Annotated in this window: 22 protein-coding genes, 4 tRNA genes and 1 rRNA gene; 6 read left to right on the top strand and 21 right to left on the bottom strand. The window is 43.3% G+C overall.

Going from position 1 to position 25,324, the window contains the following annotated elements; translation table 11 throughout:
* Nucleotides 1–30 precede the first annotated feature (30 nt).
* The 16 genes from rpoB to MED121_RS15095 all read right to left on the bottom strand — a co-directional run bounded on the left by rpoB (nt 31) and on the right by MED121_RS15095 (nt 13,036).
* Nucleotides 31–4,131, bottom strand: coding sequence for a DNA-directed RNA polymerase subunit beta (rpoB, locus tag MED121_RS15170; RefSeq protein ID WP_009834604.1), 4,101 nt, complete (start codon nt 4,129–4,131; stop codon nt 31–33).
* Nucleotides 4,132–4,311: 180 nt separating this feature from the next.
* Nucleotides 4,312–4,683, bottom strand: a complete 372-nt coding sequence (gene rplL / locus MED121_RS15165; RefSeq protein WP_009834603.1) for a 50S ribosomal protein L7/L12 — start codon at nt 4,681–4,683, stop codon at nt 4,312–4,314.
* A gap of 77 nt (nt 4,684–4,760) precedes the next feature.
* A complete protein-coding gene (gene rplJ, locus MED121_RS15160; RefSeq protein WP_009834602.1) occupies nt 4,761–5,261 on the bottom strand; it encodes a 50S ribosomal protein L10 in 501 nt (166 codons plus the stop codon).
* A 230-nt stretch (nt 5,262–5,491) separates the two neighbouring features.
* Nucleotides 5,492–6,187: a 50S ribosomal protein L1 gene (gene rplA / locus MED121_RS15155; RefSeq protein ID WP_009834601.1), complete on the bottom strand. Its 696-nt coding sequence runs from the start codon at nt 6,185–6,187 to the stop codon at nt 5,492–5,494.
* Complete coding sequence (gene rplK / locus MED121_RS15150) at nt 6,187–6,621, bottom strand: 50S ribosomal protein L11 (protein ID WP_009834600.1); 435 nt, start codon at nt 6,619–6,621, stop codon at nt 6,187–6,189. Before rplK ends, rplA begins: the two co-directional genes overlap by 1 nt.
* A 49-nt stretch (nt 6,622–6,670) precedes the next feature.
* Nucleotides 6,671–7,204 (bottom strand): transcription termination/antitermination protein NusG, encoded by a 534-nt coding sequence (gene nusG / locus MED121_RS15145; protein ID WP_036180585.1) that lies wholly within the window; start codon nt 7,202–7,204, stop codon nt 6,671–6,673.
* A gap of 9 nt (nt 7,205–7,213) precedes the next feature.
* Nucleotides 7,214–7,582: a preprotein translocase subunit SecE gene (gene secE / locus MED121_RS15140; RefSeq protein ID WP_009834598.1), complete on the bottom strand. Its 369-nt coding sequence runs from the start codon at nt 7,580–7,582 to the stop codon at nt 7,214–7,216.
* Nucleotides 7,583–7,621: 39 nt separating this feature from the next.
* Nucleotides 7,622–7,697: transfer RNA gene (locus MED121_RS15135), tRNA-Trp, on the bottom strand.
* 117 nt (nt 7,698–7,814) lie between these two features.
* Nucleotides 7,815–7,890, bottom strand: a tRNA-Thr gene (locus tag MED121_RS15130).
* A gap of 3 nt (nt 7,891–7,893) precedes the next feature.
* Nucleotides 7,894–7,967 (bottom strand) — tRNA-Gly (locus tag MED121_RS15125).
* A gap of 4 nt (nt 7,968–7,971) precedes the next feature.
* A tRNA-Tyr gene (locus tag MED121_RS15120) sits at nt 7,972–8,055 on the bottom strand.
* Between the two features lie 75 nt (nt 8,056–8,130).
* A complete protein-coding gene (locus MED121_RS15115; RefSeq protein ID WP_131470991.1) occupies nt 8,131–8,865 on the bottom strand; it encodes an SPOR domain-containing protein in 735 nt (244 codons plus the stop codon).
* On the bottom strand, nt 8,847–9,596 hold the full coding sequence (locus MED121_RS15110; protein WP_009834595.1) for a type III pantothenate kinase: 750 nt from the start codon (nt 9,594–9,596) through the stop codon (nt 8,847–8,849). The genes MED121_RS15115 and MED121_RS15110 overlap by 19 nt, the downstream gene beginning before the upstream one ends.
* Nucleotides 9,580–10,527 carry a bifunctional biotin--[acetyl-CoA-carboxylase] ligase/biotin operon repressor BirA gene (gene birA, locus MED121_RS15105; protein ID WP_036180582.1) on the bottom strand — a complete coding sequence of 316 codons (948 nt, stop codon included), beginning with the start codon at nt 10,525–10,527 and terminating at the stop codon, nt 9,580–9,582. The genes MED121_RS15110 and birA overlap by 17 nt, the downstream gene beginning before the upstream one ends.
* An 89-nt stretch (nt 10,528–10,616) precedes the next feature.
* Nucleotides 10,617–11,786 carry an alpha/beta fold hydrolase gene (locus MED121_RS15100; RefSeq protein WP_009834593.1) on the bottom strand — a complete coding sequence of 390 codons (1,170 nt, stop codon included), beginning with the start codon at nt 11,784–11,786 and terminating at the stop codon, nt 10,617–10,619.
* Between the two features lie 65 nt (nt 11,787–11,851).
* Nucleotides 11,852–13,036: an alpha/beta fold hydrolase gene (locus MED121_RS15095; RefSeq protein ID WP_050764593.1), complete on the bottom strand. Its 1,185-nt coding sequence runs from the start codon at nt 13,034–13,036 to the stop codon at nt 11,852–11,854.
* 184 nt (nt 13,037–13,220) lie between these two features.
* Between MED121_RS15095 and MED121_RS15090 the strand changes: the two genes are divergently transcribed.
* The 3 genes from MED121_RS15090 (at nt 13,221) to MED121_RS15080 (ending at nt 16,201) form a co-directional block, all read left to right on the top strand.
* Complete coding sequence (locus MED121_RS15090) at nt 13,221–13,625, top strand: GNAT family N-acetyltransferase (protein ID WP_242603212.1); 405 nt, start codon at nt 13,221–13,223, stop codon at nt 13,623–13,625.
* 136 nt (nt 13,626–13,761) lie between these two features.
* The gene (locus MED121_RS15085; RefSeq protein ID WP_009834590.1) at nt 13,762–15,114 is read left to right on the top strand and encodes a GH1 family beta-glucosidase; all 1,353 of its coding nucleotides are present in this window, start codon (nt 13,762–13,764) and stop codon (nt 15,112–15,114) included.
* A gap of 154 nt (nt 15,115–15,268) precedes the next feature.
* Entirely contained in the window at nt 15,269–16,201 is a 933-nt protein-coding gene (locus tag MED121_RS15080; protein WP_009834589.1) for a dienelactone hydrolase family protein, read from the top strand.
* Between the two features lie 113 nt (nt 16,202–16,314).
* Here MED121_RS15080 and MED121_RS15075 read toward each other — a convergent pair whose 3' ends face one another.
* A complete protein-coding gene (locus MED121_RS15075) occupies nt 16,315–17,040 on the bottom strand; it encodes a hypothetical protein (protein ID WP_009834588.1) in 726 nt (241 codons plus the stop codon).
* A gap of 220 nt (nt 17,041–17,260) precedes the next feature.
* On the opposite strand from MED121_RS15075, the gene MED121_RS15070 reads away from it, so the two are divergent.
* Nucleotides 17,261–18,685, top strand: coding sequence for an aldehyde dehydrogenase family protein (locus tag MED121_RS15070; RefSeq protein WP_036180578.1), 1,425 nt, complete (start codon nt 17,261–17,263; stop codon nt 18,683–18,685).
* 107 nt (nt 18,686–18,792) lie between these two features.
* On the opposite strand, the gene MED121_RS15065 is transcribed toward MED121_RS15070, so the two are convergent.
* Nucleotides 18,793–19,758 (bottom strand): NAD(P)-dependent oxidoreductase, encoded by a 966-nt coding sequence (locus tag MED121_RS15065; protein ID WP_009834586.1) that lies wholly within the window; start codon nt 19,756–19,758, stop codon nt 18,793–18,795.
* A gap of 234 nt (nt 19,759–19,992) precedes the next feature.
* On the opposite strand from MED121_RS15065, the gene MED121_RS15060 reads away from it, so the two are divergent.
* Entirely contained in the window at nt 19,993–20,940 is a 948-nt protein-coding gene (locus MED121_RS15060; RefSeq protein ID WP_116371633.1) for a LysR substrate-binding domain-containing protein, read from the top strand.
* A gap of 81 nt (nt 20,941–21,021) precedes the next feature.
* The gene (locus MED121_RS15055) at nt 21,022–22,188 is read left to right on the top strand and encodes a PQQ-dependent sugar dehydrogenase (RefSeq protein ID WP_009834584.1); all 1,167 of its coding nucleotides are present in this window, start codon (nt 21,022–21,024) and stop codon (nt 22,186–22,188) included.
* Nucleotides 22,189–22,276: 88 nt separating this feature from the next.
* On the opposite strand, the gene MED121_RS15050 is transcribed toward MED121_RS15055, so the two are convergent.
* The 3 genes from MED121_RS15050 to rrf all read right to left on the bottom strand — a co-directional run bounded on the left by MED121_RS15050 (nt 22,277) and on the right by rrf (nt 24,591).
* A complete protein-coding gene (locus MED121_RS15050; protein WP_009834583.1) occupies nt 22,277–22,771 on the bottom strand; it encodes a GNAT family N-acetyltransferase in 495 nt (164 codons plus the stop codon).
* Nucleotides 22,772–23,099: 328 nt separating this feature from the next.
* A protein-coding gene (locus MED121_RS15045; RefSeq protein ID WP_085987748.1) for an IS3 family transposase occupies nt 23,100–24,214 on the bottom strand; the annotation gives its coding sequence in 2 pieces (ribosomal slippage) (nt 23,100–23,962 and nt 23,962–24,214; 1,116 coding nt in all).
* 262 nt (nt 24,215–24,476) lie between these two features.
* A 5S ribosomal RNA gene (gene rrf / locus MED121_RS15035) occupies nt 24,477–24,591 on the bottom strand.
* Between the last annotated feature and the right edge of the window lie 733 nt (nt 24,592–25,324).

Here is a 25,324-nt window from a genome sequence, read left to right as displayed (position 1 = left end):
CTCTCCCAGCAGGTCAAATATAATTCGTGCTTAATCTACTTCAAGTTCGATATCGATACCAAGAGAACGAATCTCTTTGACCAATACGTTGAAGGATTCAGGCATACCTGGTTCCATTCTGTGATCACCGTCTACGATGTTCTTATACATCTTAGTACGACCATTCACGTCATCGGATTTCACGGTTAGCATTTCTTGCAATGTGTATGCAGCACCATAAGCTTCAAGTGCCCACACCTCCATCTCACCGAAACGCTGACCACCGAACTGAGCTTTACCGCCCAACGGCTGCTGTGTTACCAGACTGTATGAACCAGTAGAACGCGCGTGCATCTTATCATCAACCAAGTGGTTCAACTTAAGCATATACATATAACCAACGGTTACTGGACGCTCAAATGATTCTCCGGTACGACCGTTGAACAATTTGATTTGTCCGCTTTCATTGATACCAGCAAGACGTAACATACGCTTAATCTCTGACTCTTTAGCACCATCAAAAGCACCAGAAGCCATCGGAATACCGCCTTTCAGATTGGCAGCCAACTCCATGATTTCATCATCAGAGAAGCTATCAAGCTCTTCAGAGCGAGCACACTGCACACCACCTTCATGACCGTTATAAACTTCATCAAGGAAAGTACGCAATTCAGCAACATGTTCCGCTTTCTCGCGCTCAACTTCTAGCATTTCATTGATCTTACGACCAAGACCTTTAGAAGCTGCACCCAAGTGAGTCTCAAGTACCTGACCTACATTCATTCGCGAAGGTACACCCAATGGGTTAAGTACGATATCAACTGGGTCGCCATTTTCGTCATACGGCATATCTTCAACAGGCATGATCTTAGAGATTACACCCTTGTTACCGTGACGGCCGGCCATTTTATCACCAGGCTGGATGCGACGCTTGATTGCCACATAAACTTTAACAATCTTAAGCACGCCAGGCGCAAGATCATCACCGCTTTGCAGTTTGCGTTTTTTGTCTTCAAACTTAGCATCTAAGTCTTTACGACGTTCAACTAGGGCCGCTTGCGCTTTTTCTAGCTGCTCACTCGCAGTCTCGTCAACAACGCGAATCTTAAACCACTCAGAATGCTCTAGCGCCTCTAGGTAGTCAGCAGAAATAATTGAGTTTTTAGCTAGCCCAGGACCACCTTCTACAGTTTGTCCTACTAATGCTTCTGCTAAACGCTCAAATGTCGCTTGCTCAACGATACGGAACTCTTCGTTCAAGTCTTTACGAACTTGATCTAGCTGAGATTTCTCGATTGACTTAGCACGCTCATCTTTATCGATACCATCACGTGTAAATACTTGTACGTCGATAACTGTTCCGCGCGTACCCGTCTTAACACGTTGTGACGTATCTTTAACATCAGATGCTTTTTCACCGAAGATAGCGCGCAATAGCTTCTCTTCTGGTGTTAGCTGAGTTTCACCTTTAGGGGTTACTTTACCAACTAGAATATCACCTGGCTCAACTTCAGCACCGATATAAACGATACCTGATTGATCAAGTTTAGAAAGTGCACCTTCACCAACATTCGGAATATCCGCTGTGATTTCTTCTGGCCCAAGCTTAGTATCTCGAGCAACACAGGTTAGTTCCTGAATATGGATAGATGTGAAACGATCTTCTTCAACAACGCGCTCAGATACTAGGATCGAGTCCTCGAAGTTAAAACCATTCCAAGGCATGAATGCGATACGCATGTTTTGGCCAAGCGCCAATTCACCCATATCAACAGAAGGACCATCAGCCATGATGTCACCAGAAGCAACATTCTCACCCTTCATTACCAAGGTGCGCTGATTAATACAGGTGTTTTGGTTAGAGCGTACATATTTAGTTAGATTATAAATATCTACACCCGCTTCACCTGCCAATGTCTCTTCAGAGTTAACACGAACCACAATACGGCTAGCATCAACAGCTTCGATCACACCACCACGGCGAGCAACAATACAAACACCTGAGTCTTTAGCAACATTACGTTCCATACCTGTACCAACAACCGGCTTATCAGCCTTCAGTGTTGGAACGGCTTGACGTTGCATGTTCGAACCCATCAAAGCTCGGTTAGCATCATCGTGCTCAAGGAAAGGAATCAATGAAGCAGCAACAGAAACGACCTGACGTGGTGACACGTCCATTAGGTTCACTTTCTCTTTCTGAATCAATGTTGTTTCATGCATGTGACGAACCTGAACCAGTTCATCAGTCAAACGACCCTCTTCATCTACTTTGACAGACGCTTGAGCAATAACGTACTTAGCTTCATCAATAGCAGATACATAGACAGTCTCATCTGTCATCTTGCCATCAACAACCTTACGGTATGGTGTTTCTAAGAAACCATAGCTGTTTGTACGTGCGTAAGTAGAAAGAGAGTTGATCAAACCAATGTTTGGCCCCTCTGGCGTTTCGATAGGACATACACGACCATAGTGAGTCGCATGTACGTCACGTACCTCAAAACCAGCACGCTCACGGGTTAGACCACCGGGGCCTAATGCAGAAACACGACGCTTGTGAGTAATTTCAGACAATGGATTGTTTTGGTCCATGAACTGAGACAACTGACTAGAGCCGAAGAATTCTTTAATTGCAGCAGCAACAGGTTTCGCATTCAGTAAATCTTGTGGCATTAGGCCATCCGCTTCTGCCATAGACAGACGCTCTTTCACTGCACGCTCAACTCGCACCAAACCAACACGGAATTGGTTTTCTGCCATTTCACCAACAGAACGAATACGACGGTTACCTAGGTGGTCAATGTCATCAACCATGCCATTACCGTTACGGATATCAAGCAAGGTCTTAAGAACAGCGACGATATCGTCGTTATCCAAAATGCCTGCGCCCGTATCTTCGTCACGGCCTAGACGGCGGTTGAATTTCATACGACCAACACCAGATAGATCATAACGATCTTCTGTGAAGAATAAGCCTTGGAATAGACCTTCAGCAGACTCTTTCGTTGGTGGCTCACCAGGACGCATCATACGGTAAATTTCTACCAATGCTTCTAGTGGATTGTTTGTTGGATCGATACGTAAAGTATCAGAAATGAAAGGACCGTGATCCAAATCATTTGTATATAGCGTTTCGATTTCTTTAATGCCAGCCGCTACCAATGCTTCCAACAACTCAACTGTCAATTCAGTATTTGCTTCAGAAATCAATGCACCCGTTGCAGAGTCCACTAAATTAGTCGCTGTCACTTTACCAAGCATATACTCTAGCGGAACGCTCAAGCGCTCAACGCCAGCCTTATCCATAGCACGGATATGCTTAGCGGTAACACGACGACCTTCTTCAACAATAACCTTACCTTCTGTATCAGTAATGTTAAACATTGCAGTTTCGCCACGCAGACGATTTGCAATCAACTCCATCTCAAAGCCATCACGGCCAAGATAGAACTTCGTTGTTTCGAAGAAAGTTTCTAAAATTTGCTCAGTGTTGTAGCCCAAAGCGCGAAGTAAAATTGTTACAGGCAATTTACGACGACGGTCAATACGTACGAAGACGCAATCTTTTGGATCAAATTCGAAATCCAACCAAGAACCACGGTATGGAATCACACGGGCAGAATGAAGCAGTTTACCTGAAGAGTGAGTCTTACCACGGTCGTGGTCGAAGAAAACACCAGGTGAACGATGCAACTGAGATACGATTACACGCTCAGTTCCATTAATTACAAAAGTACCATTTTCTGTCATGAGCGGAATTTCGCCCATGTAGACTTCTTGCTCGCGAATATCTTTGATGGCCTTATTAGACGACTCTTTATCATAAATAATAAGTCGTACGCGCACTCTCAAAGGAGCGGCATAAGTCACACCACGAAGTTGACATTCTTTAACATCAAAAACTGGCTTACCTAAACGGTAATCAACATATTCTAGCGCTGCATTGCCGGAAAAGCTGACCATTGGAAAGACAGATTTAAAGGCCCCATGCAGACCCAAGTCCCCTCGCTCCGCAAGCGGTTTCCCTTCTTGCAAGAAATTACGATAGGATTCAAGCTGAATTGCCAGCAAGTATGGCACATCCAAAACGGGCGGCAGTTTACCGAAATCCTTACGGATACGTTTTCTCTCAGTGTATGAGTAAGCCATCAGCATTCCCCAGCTTGTGCACATTGACGCAAAAGGCCCTCAATCAGGCCTTACCGAAATAAGAGACATTCTCTTATTTTAAAAATTCAAAATTTATTCAGGTGTAAACCTAAAAAGGCCGGTGACATTAAGTCACCAGCCATTCCGACTAAAAGTCGAAGTGCGAAAATACAAGTAGCATTACTTGATTTCGACAGAAGCACCAGCTTCTTCAAGAGCAGTTTTAAGAGCTTCAGCATCTTCTTTAGATACAGCTTCTTTAACTGTTGCAGGAGCACCATCAACCATGCCTTTAGCTTCTTTCAAGCCAAGACCAGTAGCTGCACGTACTGCTTTGATTACGTTTACTTTCTTATCGCCAACAGCAGTAAGAACAACGTCAAATTCAGTTTGTTCTTCAGCAGCCGCACCAGCATCGCCAGCAGGACCAGCAGCTACAGCAGCAGCTGCAGATACACCGAATTTTTCTTCCATTGCTGAAATTAATTCAACAACATCCATTACAGACATTTCTGCTACTGCATTGATGATATCTTCTTTAGATAGAGCCATGACTCAGATTCCTAGCATTTTTTAACAATATTGCCCGTAGGCAATGAAACAAAATAAATTCAAAAAGCGCGCGATAATTACGCTGCTTCTTGCTCTTTCTGATCGCGAACTGCTGCAAGTGTACGTACGAATTTGCTTGTTGCGCCTTGAATAACACTCATCAAGCGTGCAATTGCTTCGTCGTATGTAGGCAGAGTCGCCAAACGATCAATGTCGCCAGCTGGGATCAACTCACCGTTGAACGCCAACGCTTTAACTTCTAGTTGATCATTTTCTTTTGCAAATTTCTTAAGCAGACGTGCTGCAGCACCTGGGTGCTCGTTAGAAAATGCAATCAGAGTAGGACCAACAAAGCTATCTTGCAAGCATTCGAAGTCTGAACCTTCAACAGCGCGCTTAGCTAGAGTGTTACGTACAACACGTACATAAACACCAGCTTCACGAGCTTCTTTGCGCAATGCAGTCATCGCACCCACGGTAACACCGCGAGAGTCAGCAACAACCGCAGACAACGCAACTTTGGCAGCTTCGTTTACTTCGGCAACAATGGCTTTTTTGTCTTCTAGACCTAATGCCACTGGTTTTCTCCTGGATTGACAGGGATATAAGCATCCCCAATTTTACCAATTCCCCAACAAAATGTTGGAGTACTCACTGGTGAGCTGGATCCAGTTAATCTGAATCGGGACCACACCATCTGCGCAGGACAAACATTTCACAATGTTTAATTAAACCATTCGATTCCTACGGTCTTTGACGGCCTCTGAAATACACCTAAATGTAAAACACAGAGACCCCAAAGTTTGATTTAGAAGCTCAAAGAGCCTAAATCAAGTACCAAACCAGGTCCCATTGTAGAGGACAAGGTTACTTTCTTCATGTAGACACCTTTAGCAGAAGCAGGCTTAGCACGACGTAGGTCGCCCAATAGCGCTTCAAGGTTGCCTTTAACAGCATCAGCAGTAAAGTCGATAGAACCAACACCTGCATGGATGATACCGTTTTTGTCTGTGCGGTAACGCGCTTGACCAGATTTAGCGTTCTTAACAGCCGTTGCAACATCAGGAGTTACAGTACCCACTTTCGGGTTAGGCATAAGACCACGTGGACCAAGAATCTGACCCAACTGACCAACAACACGCATAGCGTCTGGAGATGCAATTACAACATCAAAATCCAACTCGCCTTCTTTAACTTTTGCAGCTAGGTCATCAAAACCTACAACATCAGCACCAGCAGCTAGAGCCGCTTCAGCATTTGCACCTTGCGCGAAAACAGCAACACGTACATCTTTACCAGTACCGTTTGGTAGTACAGTCGCACCACGAACAGCTTGGTCAGATTTACGTGGGTCAACACCCAAGTTTACAGATACGTCTACAGATTCTTTAAACTTAACAGTAGAAAGCTCAGATAAAAGCGCTACCGCTTCTTCAACAGAGTACTGCTTAGTAGATTCAACTTTTTCAGCGATCAAACGAGCGCGTTTAGTTAGCTTAGCCATTAGTTAACACCTTCTACATCAAGACCCATAGCGCGTGCGCTACCAGCGATAGTACGAACTGCCGCATCCATATCAGCTGCAGTCAGATCTTCTGCTTTAGCTGTAGCGATCTCTTCAAGTTGTGCACGTGTAACAGTACCAACTTTTTGAGTGTTTGGACGTGGAGAACCACTCTTAAGGCCAGCTGCTTTCTTAAGAAGCACTGAAGCCGGTGTAGATTTAGTTTCAAAAGTGAAACTACGATCACTGTAAACAGTGATGATTACAGGTGTAGGAAGACCTGCTTCAACGCCTTGAGTTTTGGCATTGAATGCTTTACAGAATTCCATGATGTTCACACCATGTTGACCTAGAGCAGGACCAACTGGCGGACTTGGGTTCGCTTGACCCGCTTTAACTTGTAGCTTGATATAAGCTTCGACTTTCTTAGCCATTTTTTAACTCCGTTTGGGTCACAGCCCTAAGGCTACCCGGTTATAAATATCAGGACTTTTCGACCTGACTAAATTCCAAATCAACAGGTGTTGAGCGTCCGAAGATAAGCACTGCAACCTTGATTCGGCTTTTATCGTAGTCCGCTTCTTCAACGACACCGTTAAAGTCAGCGAATGGACCATCAATAACTCGCACAACCTCACCCACTTCGAACAAAGTCTTAGGACGAGGATTATCTGCGCGATCACTAACGCGTTGCAATATCGCATCAGCTTCTCTTTCTGTGATTGGAGAAGGTTTATCTGCGGTTCCGCCGATAAAACCTAGCACACGACTAGTACCCTTCACCAAATGCCAAGAGTCGTCATTCATATCCATCTGCACTAACACATAACCTGGATAGAACTTTCTTTCGCTCTTGCGCTTTTTGCCATCTCGAATTTCAACTACTTCCTCAGTTGGAACCAAGATTTCACCAAAATAGTCTTCCATGCCCATGATCTGAACTCGTTCTGTAAGCGAACGCATCACGTGCTTTTCATACCCTGAGTACGCATGTACTACATACCAATGTTTCGCCACGAACAACTCCTAACCTATTACCGAAGAAACGACCCAACCAAGAAAAGAGTCAACTCCCCACAGCACTAGAGACATAAAAATTACAACAGCCAACACGATCAAAGTAGTTTGAACGGTTTCTTGTCTTGTCGGCCATACAACACGACGAATCTCAGTTTTCGCTTCACGCGCCAACACAGAGAACGCCTTACCTTTAACCGTCTGCAAACCTATAAAACCGGCTAATCCAGCTAAAACCAAAATAGCTATCAGCCTATACAGCAACGATTCTTCAGAAAAATAGTTATTACCGACCACAGCAACAGTGACCAGCAGCACAACAGCAACCCACTTAAAAATATCAGCGTTAGGTGCTTGAGCTTCAGTACTTGAACTCATATTTTAGGTGATCCCTAGCAAAGAATTAGGATGTGAAATTGGCAGGCCAGGAGGGATTCGAACCCCCGACATTCGGTTTTGGAGACCGACGCTCTACCAGCTGAACTACTGGCCTACATTCACATGGGCGGTGGATGATACCGACTTACAAAGCAATTCGCAAGTGGTTTTGCCCAAAAAACAGACAATAAAAAAGGCGTATCGCCACCCTATTTATTTTTTGAAGTAACACTGGAGCTCATGAGCAGATTTGAACTGCCGACCTCACCCTTACCAAGGGTGTGCTCTACCAACTGAGCTACATGAGCAATTGGAGCGAGTAGCGGGAATCGAACCCGCATCATCAGCTTGGAAGGCTGAGGTTCTACCATTGTACCATACTCGCAAATTGGTGGAGGGAGGTGGATTCGAACCACCGAAACTTTCGTGGCAGATTTACAGTCTGCTCCCTTTGGCCACTCGGGAACCCCTCCACTACTGCAACTAACTCTTGCAATAACCCCAAAAGGTGCGAGCCATTATATGAATCGAAAACGCAATTGCAACACCTAACAAGGATTTTTTTCTAACTTTATCATCATCTTGCCGAAATTTATCTGGTTAGTGAAAGCCTTCCACTCAGATTCAATAATCCCATCGGTAATTTGCACAACAGAAATAGGCACCTTGCGTAAGTGACGATAAACCTTCACATCATAACCTGACAGCTCACTAATCCTTGAGCGCTCACGCTCAGCAGTAATTGAAACTGAATACAAACCTAAAGAGATGCGATTTTTCATTTCACCACGATTAATTATAAAGCTATCAATCCCACGCACTTTCAACGCATTAACAATGCGAGTTGCCTGGGCACGGGTACTTGGAGCACTAATATAAAGCCAGTATTTTTCTCGCTCACCTTCGATTGTTGACTCCTTATAAGGCCAACCTAAAGTATCAATTTGTGGCAAAAAAGTGGTTTTATCTTGTTCTTTTTCAAATTCGATTCTAGGACAAAAGAATTGACCTGAGTTAACAGATGAAACCTGTTCAAACGCATTAGTTATCTCTCTAAGCTCTTGTTCAACAGATTTAAACTGTACTTCTTTTGCTGTTTGTTTAGTCTCTTCGGCCGCTATCGGCAACTCATTCAAAGTCAGAATTTTTCTGCTTACAGGTGGCGCATAAATAGGATCTGAATCCATGGTAGGCTGTTTACTCGAAACGCTATACCAGCCAAATACAGTCACATTTACTATCACTAATAGAAAAAACAACCACTTCATTCTTGGTTCACCCATTCGTCTCCCAATTTCTTAGCGCCTTTTAACACTAAGTGAGGCTCGTATTGTGCCTGTATCTTTAATGCCTGCATTATTTTTTTACCGTTTCCGCCAGTAAATACAAAACGGCTTGTTTGATGCTGGCTTAATACCCTTTCAACCAAACCTAAGGTCATTTCCCAGCAACCAATGTGCACAGCTAGACCTGTGTTATTTATTTGCCCTTGATAGTTAACAAGATCTTCATCATTAAATCGAATCTTACCGGTTTTCTCCACCAGCATATTTTCCATCATGATTTGCCCAGGCACAATATAACCGCCTCGATACTGACCATTAGCATCAACAAACTCAACTTTTAGTGCAGTTCCTGCATCAATCACAACGGTATCTTGAGTTGCATCAAATGCCGCTATTACTGTTAACCACCTATCAATACCTAAACGGGACACATCTTCATAGGCATTACGAACACCACAGGACATTCGCTGGCTCTTCAATTCATAACAGCTAGCATCAGGAAAGCTTTGATGGATAAACTTCCTCAAAGAAGCCTCATCCTCATCACCTCTAACACTCGCAAAATAGATGCGCTCTGGCGCAAGAGAAAGCAAATTAACGGCATCAGCATCAAGATGACCAAGCTGTAAGTCTCGACTAATATAAGTTAACTCATCTTGCTCAAAAGCCGCCCATTTCACACTGGTATTACCCGCATCGACGACGAGAACTTTATTGCTTGCGGACACTCACTTCACCTCCATACAAGGCTTTTACCTGTCCATCTTGCTCAAATAACAAAGCCCCTTTCGCATCTATGCCCCTGGCAATACCTAACTCTTCTGTGTTACCACTTATCAGACGCACTGCTTGATTTTTAAGTAGATCTTGCTGCATCCATTCAGTCAAATATGCCGCTAGACCATCACCTTTATCAAAGGTCTTACACACCTGCTCTAGCTCATTCACAAGATCCGCTAAAATTTGGTTACGACTCACATCTTCAGAAGTTTGTTGCATCACATCTGTCCAAGGCTGATCTATGTCTTGCATATCTTGTTCAGACATAGAAACATTCAAACCAACGCCAATAATAACATCACAAATATCTTGATCTGCGACCATTTCAAGCAACACACCACAGATTTTTTTGCCGTCGACTTGCACATCATTAGGCCATTTTAAACCTACAGATTCGACACCATGTTTTTTTAGCACCCTAGCCACAGCAGCACCGACCGCTAGACTCAGCCCTTCTATCACAGAGATACCGCTTTCAAAACGCCAGCCAAATGACATCATGATGTTTTTAGCAACTCCACCTTGCCATTGACGACCACGACGACCTTTACCTTGGTTTTGAATTTCAGTCGCAACCACTTGAGGCATGACGGCACCGGAATTGATCAATTGCTTCACATCATCATTCGTTGATTTGGTCTCAAAGCACACAGAAATAGGAATTCCAGCTACGGATTGTGCCAGTATTTTCGCATCTAACAATTCAATTTTATAAGGTAATCGATATCCTCGACCCTTTACTGAGTGCAAACGAATACCCAACAGCTCAAGTTTTTTTAGCTTCTTCCATATGGCTGCACGCGTAACACCTAACGCCTCTCCCAACTCTTCACCTGAATGGAATTGGCTATCCGCCAACAATAGCAAAAGGTCACGCATTCTCATCTCCAAACCTTGATTGAGCAACATTATCAGTAAGCATTTGGCTCACTAACAAAGCATAAATAGTCAAAAATTTTACCGTATTTTCACTGTATAGTGTTGATGTATTGCGTTATTTGATCCACCAGCCGAGTAAAGTCTGGATTCCAACTTAAACGCCCACCGTAACTGCTTTTTTCGGTGAGTAAATCACCCTTTTCACCCAACCAGTTACTCTTATCTTGCTTACATTGCCTCAGCGCGTCATCTTGATACCAAGAACAAACCTTGTATTTCCCCTCTTTTCCATAATAAGGGTCTAGCGGATCAATATGAATGGACATATGGGAGAGGCCTGTAATTCTTAGATCTTCGTTGTAAGCATTGAACTCTTGCACTCTGGCATCATCAAAATTCACCGCCTTATTGGAATAAAGCCAGGTTTTTGAATTAGCATTCACCATAGTTCGCCTAAAATAATCCAGTGTGACGGCACTATCGACGGTTGAGTCTTCAGCAGACAAAGCAACAAAGACAGGAAGCTTTAATGCTTGCTGCTCTAATCCATGGCGCACCTCTGCGGCTAACTCATAGGCCTGAGCAATGGCGGGCACCGGAATAGAAGCATATTTAGCATAATCGTCACTTTCTTTATGCTCTAACCAGGTTAAAACGGGCGCCAGATAAGGAGACAGCCAATCAATACTCGAATTAATCTTTAACAAAGGCGAGAACAAAATAAGGCCATCTACTCCGGCAATATTATCCTGAGCATAATCTAGCCCAAGCGCCCCTCCCGTCGAGAAACCAGCAATAAAAAGACTCTTAGTTTCTTGCGCGAAATTCTCAACAGCGATTTTAGTCACTTGACGCCATTCATCTCTTTCAACATCGATCAAGTCTTCTGCTCTTGTTCCATGTCCTGGCAACAATACAGCTCTAACCCACAAACACCGCTGAGCTAATGCCTGCCCAAAGGAATAAAGAGAATAGGGAGAGTCAGAAAGCCCATGTAATAAAAGAACCCCCACATCCTGTTGCTCACATTCTGCTGCAGGTTTGATTTCAAATGGCATGACAGCAGACTTTTCTAATGTCGAATTATGCGAGTTTAGCCATTTTTTATTTTCTTCTAAAAATGCATCAGCCTGAATGAGATAGTCTTCGAAGGCTTGGTTGGGTTGAGGCGATACAGAGACACTTGCCATGACATGAGTTGCACCCGCTAACAAAACACCTAATAAGAGCTGCTGTCCTAGCTTGATAACTTGCTTCATTTATATACCTTTTGACTCATTCATTTTATAAAACTCTATTGACCATCTTAGAAACATCAAATGCTTCAATGCTTCACCGCATGTTGCAGCATATATTGGCTAATGTAATCCACCAGCCGTTCAAAATCTGGATTCCAGCTTAGTCTAGCCCCATGGGGACTCTTACTCTCTAACAAGCGTCCTTTTTCACCCGACCAACCGTTCACATCTTGCTTACATTGCGCTAGCTCATCATCTTTATACCATTGGCAAACTCGGTAGCTGCCTGCTTTTCCATAGTATGGGTCCAAAGGGCTCATATGGGCAGACATATGTGAAAATCCGGTGATTTTAAGGGACTCATCATAACTGTTAATTTCTTCGATTCTAGGATCTGGGAAATTGACAGCCTTATTTGAATAAAGCCATAAGCGCGACGCGGCATTTGTCATATGGCGTTTAAAGTACTTTAAATTAAGTTTACTATTCACTGTATTGTCTTCTGCCGACATAGCAATAAAGACAGGGATTGTTAATGCCTGTTGCCTCAGCCCTTTTCTCACCTCTGTTGCTAAATGAAATACCTCCGCCATAGCCGGAACAGGTATCGATGCATACTTGGCGTAATCATCTGGCGTTTTGCGATCAAGCCAATTAACAAAGAGCCCCACAATAGGTGTCAGCCAATCCGCGCTGGTATTAATTTTTAACAAGGGAGAAAACAATATGAGGCCGGATAAATTCACTTCTGGCTTTTGCATATAATCCACAGCTAAAGTTGCACCCGTAGAATAACCTGCGATATACAAAGAATCTGTTTCTTGAGCAAAATTATAAACCGCAGCCTTCACTGCAGCTCTCCACTCTTGACGCTTAGCATCAATAAGATCTTCTGCTTTAGTCCCATGACCAGGCAATAAGATTGACCTCACCCAGAAGCATCGTTTAGCCAGTGCGTCACCCATCGAACGTAATGAGTAGGAGGAGTCAGACAAGCCGTGCACTAACAAAACCCCTATACCATTTTCTTTACAGCTCATACCTGGCTTGATCTCAAAAGGCATTACAGCAGTTTTTTCGACCTGTTTGTTAGCACTAACTAACCAGCTTTTATGCTGCATTAGGTAAGCATCAGTTTGTTGAAGATAAGAAGAAAATGCTTGGTTCTTTTGAGGTATTGGCCATTGTGCTTGCACTACACTCGCACATAAAAGCGCCAATACAGCATAGGTGCCTGCTATGTTAAACAAATCCTTAAATACTCGTATCATCATATATCCCTTAGCAATCGCATCAATATCTTATCTAAGCGTTAATCCTATCAAATATACTCAAGGCTAAGCCTATTTATTTAAAACTCCATATTTTATCATCTTGTTTTTATTCCACTTGTTAACTCTTACCCATATGAGAAACCCACTTCAACATAGATTAATAAATAGGTTACGCTTTCCCTTGGTAAAGAGGTTTTACCAAGCACATTACCCTGCTGGAAAAGCAAATAAGGCAGACCCTATTTGGGTACTAGAAGATAACAAGCAAATTAGAGTGTGTTTGAGGTTAAAGCAATTCCAGCACTGCCAGTTACTCACAGCTATGGTCACTCATCCCGATTTTCGTAATTTAGGTCTTGGGCAGGCTTTGTTAAATGCATTACATCATGATGAAAGCCAACCGTTTTCAGCAAAACAATGCTATTGCTTTGCCTTTGAACATTTAGAAAACTTTTATCAAAACTCGCACTTTTCTCGCATTTCAGAAGAATGCTTACCTGAGGAATTAAAGCAACGTTTTCGGGCCTACACACAATCAGGAAAACGCTTAGTTCCTATGATCTTTTTAGGTGAGAGCACAACTTAAAATTTAGTATTTAAGCTTAAATTACTTAACGAACTTAATTTTGTTAATCAACTTAATTAAGCTGTGATCACCTTGCATGTCATACTTGATTCTATTTAACTCATTCCATTAAGTAGATACTAATGGAGCCCTTTATATGTCCATCTCATTACCAAGCCACTCTGCGTTATTAAAGACTAACTTTACTTTCGGCGTTGCTACAGCCGCGTTTCAAATTGAAGGAGCAAATCAGCTCGATGGTAGAATTGAATCTATCTGGGATAGGTTTTGCGCGACACCTGGCAAAGTATTTAATGGCGATGATGGTGCCATAGCCTGTGATCATTATCACAAATGGCAAGAAGACATAGAGCTAATCAAATCATTAGGCGTGGATGCCTATAGGCTGTCTATTGCTTGGCCACGATTAATGGATAAAGAAGGCAAAGCAAACCCCAAAGGCATTGCCTTTTATCGCAATCTACTAACACAATTGAAAGCCAACCAAATTAAAACCTTTGTTACCCTTTATCATTGGGACTTACCCCAACACTTAGAAGAGAGAGGCGGCTGGCTTAACCGAGAGACAGCTTACAAATTCCAAGCATATGCTCAACTTGCTGCTGAACAACTTGGTCAATGGGTTGATGTATGGACCACCTTTAATGAGCCTTGGTGCACTAGCATTTTAGGTTATGGAGAAGGCATCCATGCACCGGGTTTAGCAGACCCCATTAAAGCAAGACAAGCTGGTCACCATGTATTACTCGCCCATGGGTTAGCCATGCCTATTCTTAAAAAAGTTTGCCCTGATGCTCAAGCCGGTATTGTCTTGAATATGAGCAAAGCGTATCCAGCGGATAATAAAGCCAGCAGCAAGATGGCAAGCCTATATGCTGAAGCTTTAGATAACCACTTCTTTATCGAGCCACTACTAACAGGTCAATACCCAGACGTTATCAAAGCCCTATCACCTGAATTAATCCCTCAGATAGAAGATGGCGATATGGCTATCATAAGCCAACCTATCGACTATCTGGGTTTAAACTATTACACCTGCAATCATGCGAAGTGGCATCCTGAACAAAAGCGTCAAACGGTTTTAAAACCCGCAACCAAAGTCGAATATACTCACATTGGCTGGGAGGTAAACCCTGAATCCTTAACCCAGCTTTTGCTCGAACTGAACCAAGAATACGCTCTTCCTCCCATTTACATTACTGAAAATGGTGCTGCCTGTGATGACAAATTGGTAGAGGGTGAAGTTCATGATGAGCAGCGCGTACGTTATTTAAATGCACACCTTAATGCGATTCATAATGCCATCGAAGCAGGGGTTAATATTCAAGGTTATTTTGCCTGGAGTTTGATGGATAATTTTGAATGGGCTGAAGGCTACAGCAAGCGCTTTGGTCTAGTTTATGTAGACTACAATACGCAAGAAAGGACATTAAAAGCCAGCGCAAAAGCCTATAGAGAGCTGCTTTTATCCAGACTAAGTGTAAGGTGATTAGCAAAAACACTTAGAAAAATGTGCAAAAAACATTCAAATTGAGGCACTTTATTGTAAATGTGTCTCATTTGATAGGACATACTTCTCACTATTAGCTAGCCTTTTTGAAGCCGAATGGCCCAAATTTCGATTTCTATTAGGGAGTGATGCAATGCAAGTTTCAGATTTATCCCCAAAGATTCACCCAGAAGAACAGCAAAGAATAACACCAGATCAGATCCCACAAGAGGCATTTGACTGGTACGACGAATATGCTCATGGTGACATAGATAGACGTACATTTTTAAATCGATTAGGCGCACTTGGTGTTGCAGGATTGAGCCTAGGTGTTATTGCCAGTGCGCTGACACCTAACTACGCATTAGCAGAACAAGTCTCTTTCAACGATGCCGACATTACAGCAAGTTACCTCACCTTTGATTCTCCAGAAGGTTATAAAGAAGGGAAAGGCTATTTAGTCACCCCAAAAAACCTATCCGGCACAGCCCCTGCTGTCCTCGTTATTCATGAAAATCGTGGACTTAACCCTTATATTAAAGATGTGGCTAGACGTCTCGCAAAAGCAGGTTTTGTTGCTTTTGCACCGGACGCACTTCACCCTCTTGGCGGTTATCCAGGTAATGATGACGAAGGCCGCAGCATGCAGAAGAGCCTTGATAGAAGCAAGATAGAAGCCGACTTTATGGCAGCGGCGAAAATGTTAAAAGCCCACCCTGCTAGCTCAGGAAAACTTGGCGTTGTTGGCTTCTGCTTTGGTGGCTATGCCAGTAACATGCTGGCAGCACGCTTACCGAATGTGATAGATGCCGCCGTCCCCTTCTATGGTACACCACCAAAAGACACCTATATTAAGGACATCAAAGCCCCTATCATGCTTCAGTTTGCTCAGCTTGATAAACGCGTAAATGCCACTTGGCCAGCCTATGAAAAAGCATTAAAAGCCAATAAGGTGGATTACCAAGCCTTCATTTATGAAAAAACTAATCATGGTTTTCACAACGACTCGACAGGTCGCTACGATGAAGCACAAGCAGAACTAGCGTGGTCGCGGACACTCGACTTCTTTAAAAAGCACCTTTCCTAAAACATAGAGACTGAGCATCAGCCACTAAAGAAGCTGATGCTCTAAACTCTCTTTAATCACACTTAATTTTCTTAAATACCCCTGTCACAGGAATCTATTTTAAATAGCCATGATTAAAAGGTCACAACCAAATCAATTCCATTGAGTTTTGGCACTAGATACCAAGAGAAATCTTCCTTTTCGATATCAGCAAAGCGGGTCTGATAAGCTTGCCATTTTTGAGTCGCTTGAGTAGGTTGCGTCCAAATAGCCAACTCGCCCATTCCAATTCCTAGAGCTGCAGAGCCTAAAGCATCATCACTATCACCCCAAGCCGCTATGGCAGTAGCGGCAACTAAGTTAACCCCTATGGTTGTCGCATGTGTTTGCCATTGATATCGCTCGTCACTTCTTAAAGCTGTCGCACTTAGCTGAGCTTCATACTCTTTTAACTTATACAGCTTAAGTGCTCGCTCATCTTGCTCTGTCTCATTTGCCAGTTCACTCACATCTGGTTCAGATAACAAAGGAACAGGTTCCAGTAGCATCTTTGCTAAAGCAGCAGAGGATTTTAGGCCAGACACCCATGCCAGCACTTCTTCATCATGATCATCTTCATCAAGGGCGGTTGAAAAGTTACTCATCGCACTAACAGAGTAAAGCCCGCTCCAACCGTATTGCCAATAGGCATAAGGGCTGGAAACATCATTTACGCTTTGCTCTAAGTAACTTAATCTTTCATCAATTTCAGCATCGCTCATGAGCATATGATCTGATGCAAATAAATTGCCTGAAGCCATGACATTGACACCAATTCCAACACTCATCAGCCAGGTCTTTTTTATTTTATTTAATTTCATTTGGCCTTCCTCTTTTTTTATATTTCTGAATAAGTCAAAAAGAAGCTATCACATTATTATCAAAACGAATATCTATACACAAAACCATTACATATAGTAATCTTGATTGGTTAATTATTTTTACCGTTATTAGGCAAAAAATATCAATTGTCCCTAGCTCTTAGGCCAATTAATCTGATCTGATCACCCAATCACTCGCTTAATAATGGAAGTCGTCCTTATGCAGCAAATAAATCAAGTTTACATAGACGGAAATTGGCGCAGAACAAAGAGCACACAACTTTACTCGCTCATCAACCCTGCCACTCAAGACAGCATCGCCCAAGTAACAATGGCGTCTGTGAAAGACGTCGAAGATGCCGTAGCCGCAGCACATAAAGCATTCGCTTCTTGGTCAAATACCAGCGCACAAACAAGAGCGAATTATATGAATGCCATCGCTGATGAGATGCAGACTCGCTATCAGGACTTAATTGAAGCTCACGTACTTTCTATGGGCTGCCCTGCTCATTTAGTGGGAGCTTATCATCTAGATTGCGCTATCGATGCCATGCGTTACTATGCAAAACTTGCTTTCAATATGGAGAAGGAAACAAGGCGAGAAAGTGTCTTACTTACCCAAAAGGCCATTGGTGTTTGCGCCCTTATCAATCCTTGGAATTACCCCTTACATCAACTTGTCGGCAAACTCGCTCCAGCCTTAGCAGCAGGCTGCACCTTGATTGAAAAACCTGCCGAGCAAACCCCACTAACAGATCTCATCATGGCAGAAATCATGCACAAGGTCGGTTTGCCAGCTGGCGTTTTTAATCTGATATTTGGACATGGCCATGAAATAGGCCCACTACTGGCAGAACATCCAAAGGTTAATATGGTGTCTTTCACTGGCTCCACAAGAGCAGGTATAGAAGTCGCTAAGAACGCAGCCTCAAGTGTTAAGCGAGTATGTCAGGAGCTAGGAGGCAAGTCGGCCTTTATCATCACCCAAGATGCTGATATCGAAGCGGCCGTACGTTATGGGGTTGAAGATGTCATGGCAAATACAGGTCAAACCTGTAATGCACTCACCCGTATGTTAGTGCCTAAAAGCCAATATCAAAAAGTGATAGAAGTCGCGAAACAAGTGGCGCTAGAACACACAGTTGGCGACCCTAGATTAGCAGAAACCAACATGGGGCCACTTGCCTCAGCAAAACAGCATCAAGTGGTAAAAGATTATATTCAATTAGGCTTAGAAGAAGGTGCCAGTTTATTAACGGGAGGGGCTGAATTACCCGAGCGCCTAGACAAGGGTTATTACATAAAACCTACTATCTTCACTCAAGTCACGCCAGAAATGCGCATTGCGCAAGAAGAAATTTTTGGCCCTGTCCTTTGCATCCTAACTTATGACGACATAGAAGAAGCCATCACAATCGCCAATGACAGCCAATACGGTTTATCCTCTGCGGTTTACGCCAAGGACGCAGAAACCGCCTTAGCCATTGCTAAGCGACTCGAAGCAGGACAATCTTATATTCAAGGTAGCTACTTCTCCATGCACGCCCCCTTTGGTGGTGTGAAGCAATCTGGCAATGGCCGTGAATGGGGAGAAGAAGCGCTAGAGGAGTATGTTGAAACTCAGGCCATCATCTACCCTAGCTAATTCAGGGTAGAATCAGTACTTTCAAGGAAGTAACGCAGAAACCAAAAAGGCTTAGTGAGCAAGAATCACTAAGCCTTTTTTCTTGAGCTGCAATTTAAAAGTACTTTTTAATAGTCCATTCTTAGGGGAATCTGCACCTCATAACCCCTTTCTTCTTTTTCATCATCTTTCATTTGAGCGGGGAAGCCTTGCCCCAATACTTTTACATCACAGGCATCTTCTAACCGACGAATAATATTTGGTGAGAACTCTCTATCACCATAACGGGACTGGCCATCTTTAAAGATATCCACCACAAGAGGCGCTAGCTCTAACGGTAAGCCATGGCGTTTCGCCACTTGATCAAATAAGCCAACATCCTTGGTGACCAAGTCCATCGTAAAACTGATATCACGACTACCGTTTAAAATGACTTGAGATTCGGTTTCATGCACGAAGGAATTACCAGAAGAGGCTTTGATCGCTTCGTAAGTCACATTCATATCTAAACCCATCACTTTAGACGCCGTTAAGGCTTCAGACAGCGCAATCAGATGTACACTGCATAAGTAGTTTGTCACCACTTTAAGTTTTGATGCACTTCCAAGTGGGCCTGTGTGAATAATACGTCGCCCCATGGTGGTTAAAATAGGTAGCACTCGATCAAATGTGGCACGCTCACAGCCAGCGAAGATAGAAATATTTCCCGTTCCGGCTCTATGACAACCACCTGACACAGGACAATCAACCGCCATCCCACCTCGCGCCTCGACCTCATCAGCAATACGCCTGACTTCGGCCTCATCTGTGGTACTCATTTCTAACCAAATAGCGCCTGCTTTCATACCCGCAATGACACCATCATCAGCTTCCATTACTTGGGCACAGATAGCAGGTGAAGGTAAACAGGTAATAATCACATCACAGGCTTGAGCAAGCGCTTTTGCCGACACTGCTGTCTTAGCGCCGTTATCCGCAAAACGTGCCATTAAACCTTCATCAATGTCTCTCACCATAAGGTCCATACCATTACGCAGTAAACTCCCTGCCAGTTGACCACCCACATTACCCAAGCCTACAAAACCTACCTGCATAAGAACCTCCAAACATCTGATTAGAAAAGCTTTCTCGCAACAAGTGAGCAAAATAAGCGACTTAACTCACAAGGATAGAACCAGAGTAACTGCTAGGCGAAAAATGAAAAATTGATCTTTTTTTGACACTTCGGTAAAAAAAATCTTCCAATCATTTAGCACAATGGATAACGTGCTTAAGAGACATTTGTGATGGCTAATGAGATAAATTAACAAATCGATATAGAGGTGAAAGTGAAAGAGCAATTAAATGAATCTGCTTTTGAACAAATCGACTTACGCAAACTTCCTCCTCTTAAAGCGTTAAAAGGGTTTGAAGCTACAGCAAGGCTAGCAAGCGTTAGAGGGGCTGCTGAGGAGCTAAACCTAACTCATCCCGCCATAAGCCATCAGATACAAACCTTAGAAGAGAGCCTAGCCTGTAAACTCTTTATACGAGAAGGAAGGCAAATTCGCCTCACCGAAGCAGGCTCACGCTATTACCAGTTTGTTCGCCAAGCGCTAAACATCCTCATAGCGGGCACGGAAGAGGTTAGAGATAACATCAGCCAACCCGCCCTCAGAGTTCAAACCTATGTCACAACATCAATTCGTTGGCTAGCACCACGCCTGAACAAGTTTCGCCAGCAGCACCCAGATATCGGATTACAAGTCAGCACCTATAGCGCTGACTGGCGCTTTGATGAAAAGCACGCCGACATTGCCATTATTTATAAAACGCAACCGCTATCAGACCACCTAAGCTGGCAGCCCTTTTTCCAATCAAAAGTCTTCCCTGTTTGTAGTCCCGAATTCTTAGCAAAATTACCAGATCAACTAGAAACCCATGACCTAAAAAACTATCCTTTAATTTCAGTCTATACCGAAAACAAATACTGGAGTTGGCAGAACTGGTTCGAGTCCGCAGGCATTAATCACAAGCCTGACGACAAGACTCAAACAAGCTTAAACTGTATGGACGTGGATACCTTGGCAGCGGCGCTGGAAATGGCCATCATTGGAGAAGGCATCGCCCTCGTTAATGGGCCTTTTGCCGATAAAGATCTCGCTAGTGGTCGTTTAGTTATTCCAGTAGAGCACACAGCAAAAGGGTTTGGTGAATGGGGTATTGTTTGCCATAAGAACCTAGAAGACGATAAACGTATCAAGGCTTTTATTGCTTGGCTTTTAGACGAACAATAATCTCTATCTGTTAAGGTATTTCTTACTTATGATTAATACCCTATTAGCCAGTTTAAAAAGAATCATATAAAGGAGAGTTTCATGATGAAGTCTTGGTTAGCCACATATACTCCTGCGTTGCTTTTCTCATCCGTGCTGTCTATTTCTCTTCTTTCCAGTGCTGTGCTTTCTAGCTCAGTACAAGCGACTTCAATAAAGACAAAAACACTCTATCAAGACAGCTTATTAAAAGCCGATCTGGTGAGCGAATTTGATGGTGTCATCTGGGGGCTAACGCTAATAAGTGATACAGAGGCGGTACTTACCCTAAGAAAAGGCCAAGCCTTTCACCTCGACTTAATAACTGGCAAACAAACCAAATTATCTGGCTTACCTAAAATTGCTACTCGTGGCCAAGGCGGGTTGCTAGATGTTGCAGCGTCTCCTGAGTATAACGAATCTGGCTGGCTCTATTTCACCTATAGCAAACCGGCAACACAAGGAGCCACAGTAGCCTTAGGCAGAGCCAAGCTTAGAGGCTCGCAATTAACCAATTGGGAAGATGTTTTCATCACTCAATCCGCCTCTACTTCTGGCCAGCACTTTGGTTCTCGAATTGCCTTTGATAATCAAGGTTACCTTTACTTTGGTATCGGTGATCGAGGTGAAAGACCAAACGGACAGAACCTTCGAAACCACGCGGGCGCAATTCTTAGATTACACCTAGATGGCCGTACACCTAAAGATAACCCCTTCGTTGGGAGAACAGATGCTCAAGATGCCATTTGGAGTTATGGCCATAGAAACCCGCAAGGCCTCTTTTTTGATAAAGGCACCAACACGCTTTGGTCAAACGAACATGGCCCACGAGGTGGCGATGAGATAAACAAGATCAAACGCGGTGCCAACTACGGTTGGCCTATCGTCTCCTATGGTAAAGAATACTGGGGGCCAATTAGTGTTGGCGATGGTACAGAAAAAGCAGGCATCGAAAATCCCTTAAAAGTATTTATCCCCTCTATCGCCCCAAGCGCCTTACACATATACCAAGGTCAATTATTCGATGGCTGGCAAGGTAACCACATATCCCTAGCATTGGCCAAAAGACACTTAAACCTAGTAACCTTCAACGACCAAGGCGAACCAACAGAAACACGCTACCTAGGTGAATTAGATGAAAGGTTTCGATCCATTGCAGAAGACTCAAAAGGGTATTTATACCTAGGGACAGATTCGGGTAAATTGATTAGGTTGTCTGGAGCTGATTAATTGAGGGTTAGATACCTAGCTTGATTGAGGGCTTATACATTCGTTTTAACAGTAAGAGAGGCTAAATGAAATTCTCAATGCTAACTTGTTAAACAATCTCCTTAGCCATAGTTAGAATAGACTGATATTTCCCATTTACCTTTAACCCTAAAGCATTGACACCAATTTCAATGAAATTAAGCCTTCTATATAACCCAACAGCGGGATTAGTCGCTAATACTTCTAAGCTCAACTGGCAAACATCATTTTCAACACACCAACATGTTGCCCGCTCAATAAGCTGTTTACCTATCCCTAAATTTCTATATCCATGTAACACTGAAATGCCAAAAGTAGCACGATGCATCATTTGTGGGTGAACTAAACGATTAAGCGTAATCATCCCAATTAAGCGTGCATTTTTATCTTCAGCAACAAAAATCATTCCACCATGACTAAGCACAGATTGAATAAAACTTACTTCTTCCTCAGCGCTAGGAATTGCATTTTTAAGAATATAAGGAAGCTCTTCCTCAATAATTGATGCGTACAGATCCTTTAATGCCTCAGCATCACTTAAATTAATTGCGCGGATTGCTACCATAACGTCTATTAATCCTTTAAAAGTAAAATTGCGCGGTATATTTTGGAAATATCTTGCTCACCAGCCTTTGCTGGCCAGATATTTACCTTCTTACCTTCCATGATGACTACTCACCTATATTGAATCAGGGTGGTCAAATAGCAATGGTGACCCCTGTTTTATGCGATATATATTAAGCCCTTCTGAGCCACTTAGGTACTTTATTTACTAACTTGTTGATACTACGTGTTTTTAATCAAGAGGCAATTATAGAAATAATCAAAGCATCTCGTCTCTACCATCATTAACCTATTCAGTAATGATGAAATCGCTGGTAATCCCCCCATTTTTAATGGAGTTCAGGTGTAGACTTTAAAGTTTGCGTTAAACGCCTTTTTTGTATCGGTGTAATGCCACCAATGCCCATGTTAGGTCGCTCGTTATTGTAAGTCCATAACCAGTGCGTTGCTTTATCTTGAAGCGCTTTAATATCTTCGTACAAGTAATGACTCAGCCAATCATATCTCACTGTACGGTTAAATCGCTCTATATAAGCGTTTTGCTGTGGTTTGCCAGGTTGGATAAAACTGAGCTCAATGCTGTTTTCTTGTGCCCAACTTGCCAGCTTCTCACTGATATACTCAGGGCCATTATCACACCGTATCGCTTTAGGTTTACCTCGCCACTCAATAATCTGATTGAGTGCGCGTATAACACGTTCTGCTGGTAAGGATAGGTCCGCATCAATCGTTAACCCTTCTCGATTAAAGTCATCAATCACGTTAAACAAACGGCAACGTCGACCATCTGAGAGTTGATCATGCATAAAATCCATTGACCAACATTCATTGATTTGTTCTGGCACCGCTAAGGGTTCAGGCTTTTCACGGACTAAGCGTTTATGAGGTTTGATGCGCATGTTGAGCTGTAGCTCACGATAAATACGGTAAACACGCTTATGGTTCCATGGATAACCACAGACATTTCTGAAGTAGAGAAAACATAGCCCAAAGCCCCAGTTACGCTGATTTTGAGTCAGCCCGATTAATTGCTCAACAATCAACTGATTCTCATCATTAAGTTTAGGCTGATAACGGTAGCAGGTCTCGCTGATCTTAAACGTCCGACAGGCAGATGCAATACTGAGGTGATAAGTCACCACAGCCTGTTTGGCCATCGGCTTGCGGTCAGCGGCCTTCACCACTTTTTTGCCATGGCTTCCTGTATGATCTCTGCCTTGAGTTTTTCTTCGGCATACATCTTTTTAAGACGACGGTTTTCTTCTTCGAGTTCTTTCATTCGAGTGATTAAAGAGGCATCCATACCACCGTACTTGGCTCGCCACTTATAAAAGGTCGAATTACCAATGCCATGCTCGCGACACAGCTCCGCCACGGGCACTCCTGCCTCGGCTTGGTTTAAGATGCCCATGATTTGACTGTCTGAATAGGTTTTATTTTTCATCGTGATCTCCTAGTAATTAGCTTATTAGAAAACTCTACGACTGACCTCTATTATTTTCGGGGGATTACCCTAGTAATTAGCTTATTAGAAAACTCTACGACTGACCTCTATTATTTTCGGGGGGATTACCTGTTATGCGTAGCGTGGCTAATAGAGAGCCACTTCTGAGTTCGGCTTTTGCACTTTGCCTTTAAAATTATCTCGCACTTTTCTCTAGACGAAAAAAAAACCAGCTCATTGAGCTGGTTTTTTTATAATTCAATCTTGATAACGACCTACTCTCACATGGGAACTCCCACACTACCATCGGCGATGCCACTTTTCACTGCTGAGTTCGGGATGGGATCAGGTGGTTCAATGACTCTATGATTATCAAGAAATTCTGTTTGTCAGAACAAGCTCTGTTTGTGGCTTATTCATTGACGAATTTGCTTATGCTTTAACAATACTTTTTGAATAGTCTTCTCTTTATTAGAGAAGTTAACGATAACCAAGCCTCAAACCAGCTTGCGATGTCTTACCATCATTCTAAATCGTAATATAACGCTAAACCATTTTGGCGTTATATGGTCAAGCCTCACGAGCAATTAGTACAGGTTAGCTCAATGCCTCACAGCACTTACACACCCTGCCTATCAACGTCGTAGTCTTCAACGGCTCTTTAGGGAACTTAAAGTTCCAGTGAGATCTCATCTTGAGGGAGGCTTCCCGCTTAGATGCTTTCAGCGGTTATCCCGTCCGAACGTAGCTACCCGGCAATGCCACTGGCGTGACAACCGGAACACCAGAGGTTCGTCCACTCCGGTCCTCTCGTACTAGGAGCAGCTCCTCTCAAATCTCAAACGTCCACGGCAGATAGGGACCGAACTGTCTCACGACGTTCTAAACCCAGCTCGCGTACCACTTTAAATGGCGAACAGCCATACCCTTGGGACCGGCTTCAGCCCCAGGATGTGATGAGCCGACATCGAGGTGCCAAACACCGCCGTCGATGTGAACTCTTGGGCGGTATCAGCCTGTTATCCCCGGAGTACCTTTTATCCGTTGAGCGATGGCCCTTCCATACAGAACCACCGGATCACTAAGACCTACTTTCGTACCTGCTCGACG

This window comes from Marinomonas sp. MED121 (genome assembly GCF_000153025.1).
GTDB lineage: Bacteria > Pseudomonadota > Gammaproteobacteria > Pseudomonadales > Marinomonadaceae > Marinomonas.
This window is presented reverse-complemented; position numbering and strand designations above follow the sequence as displayed.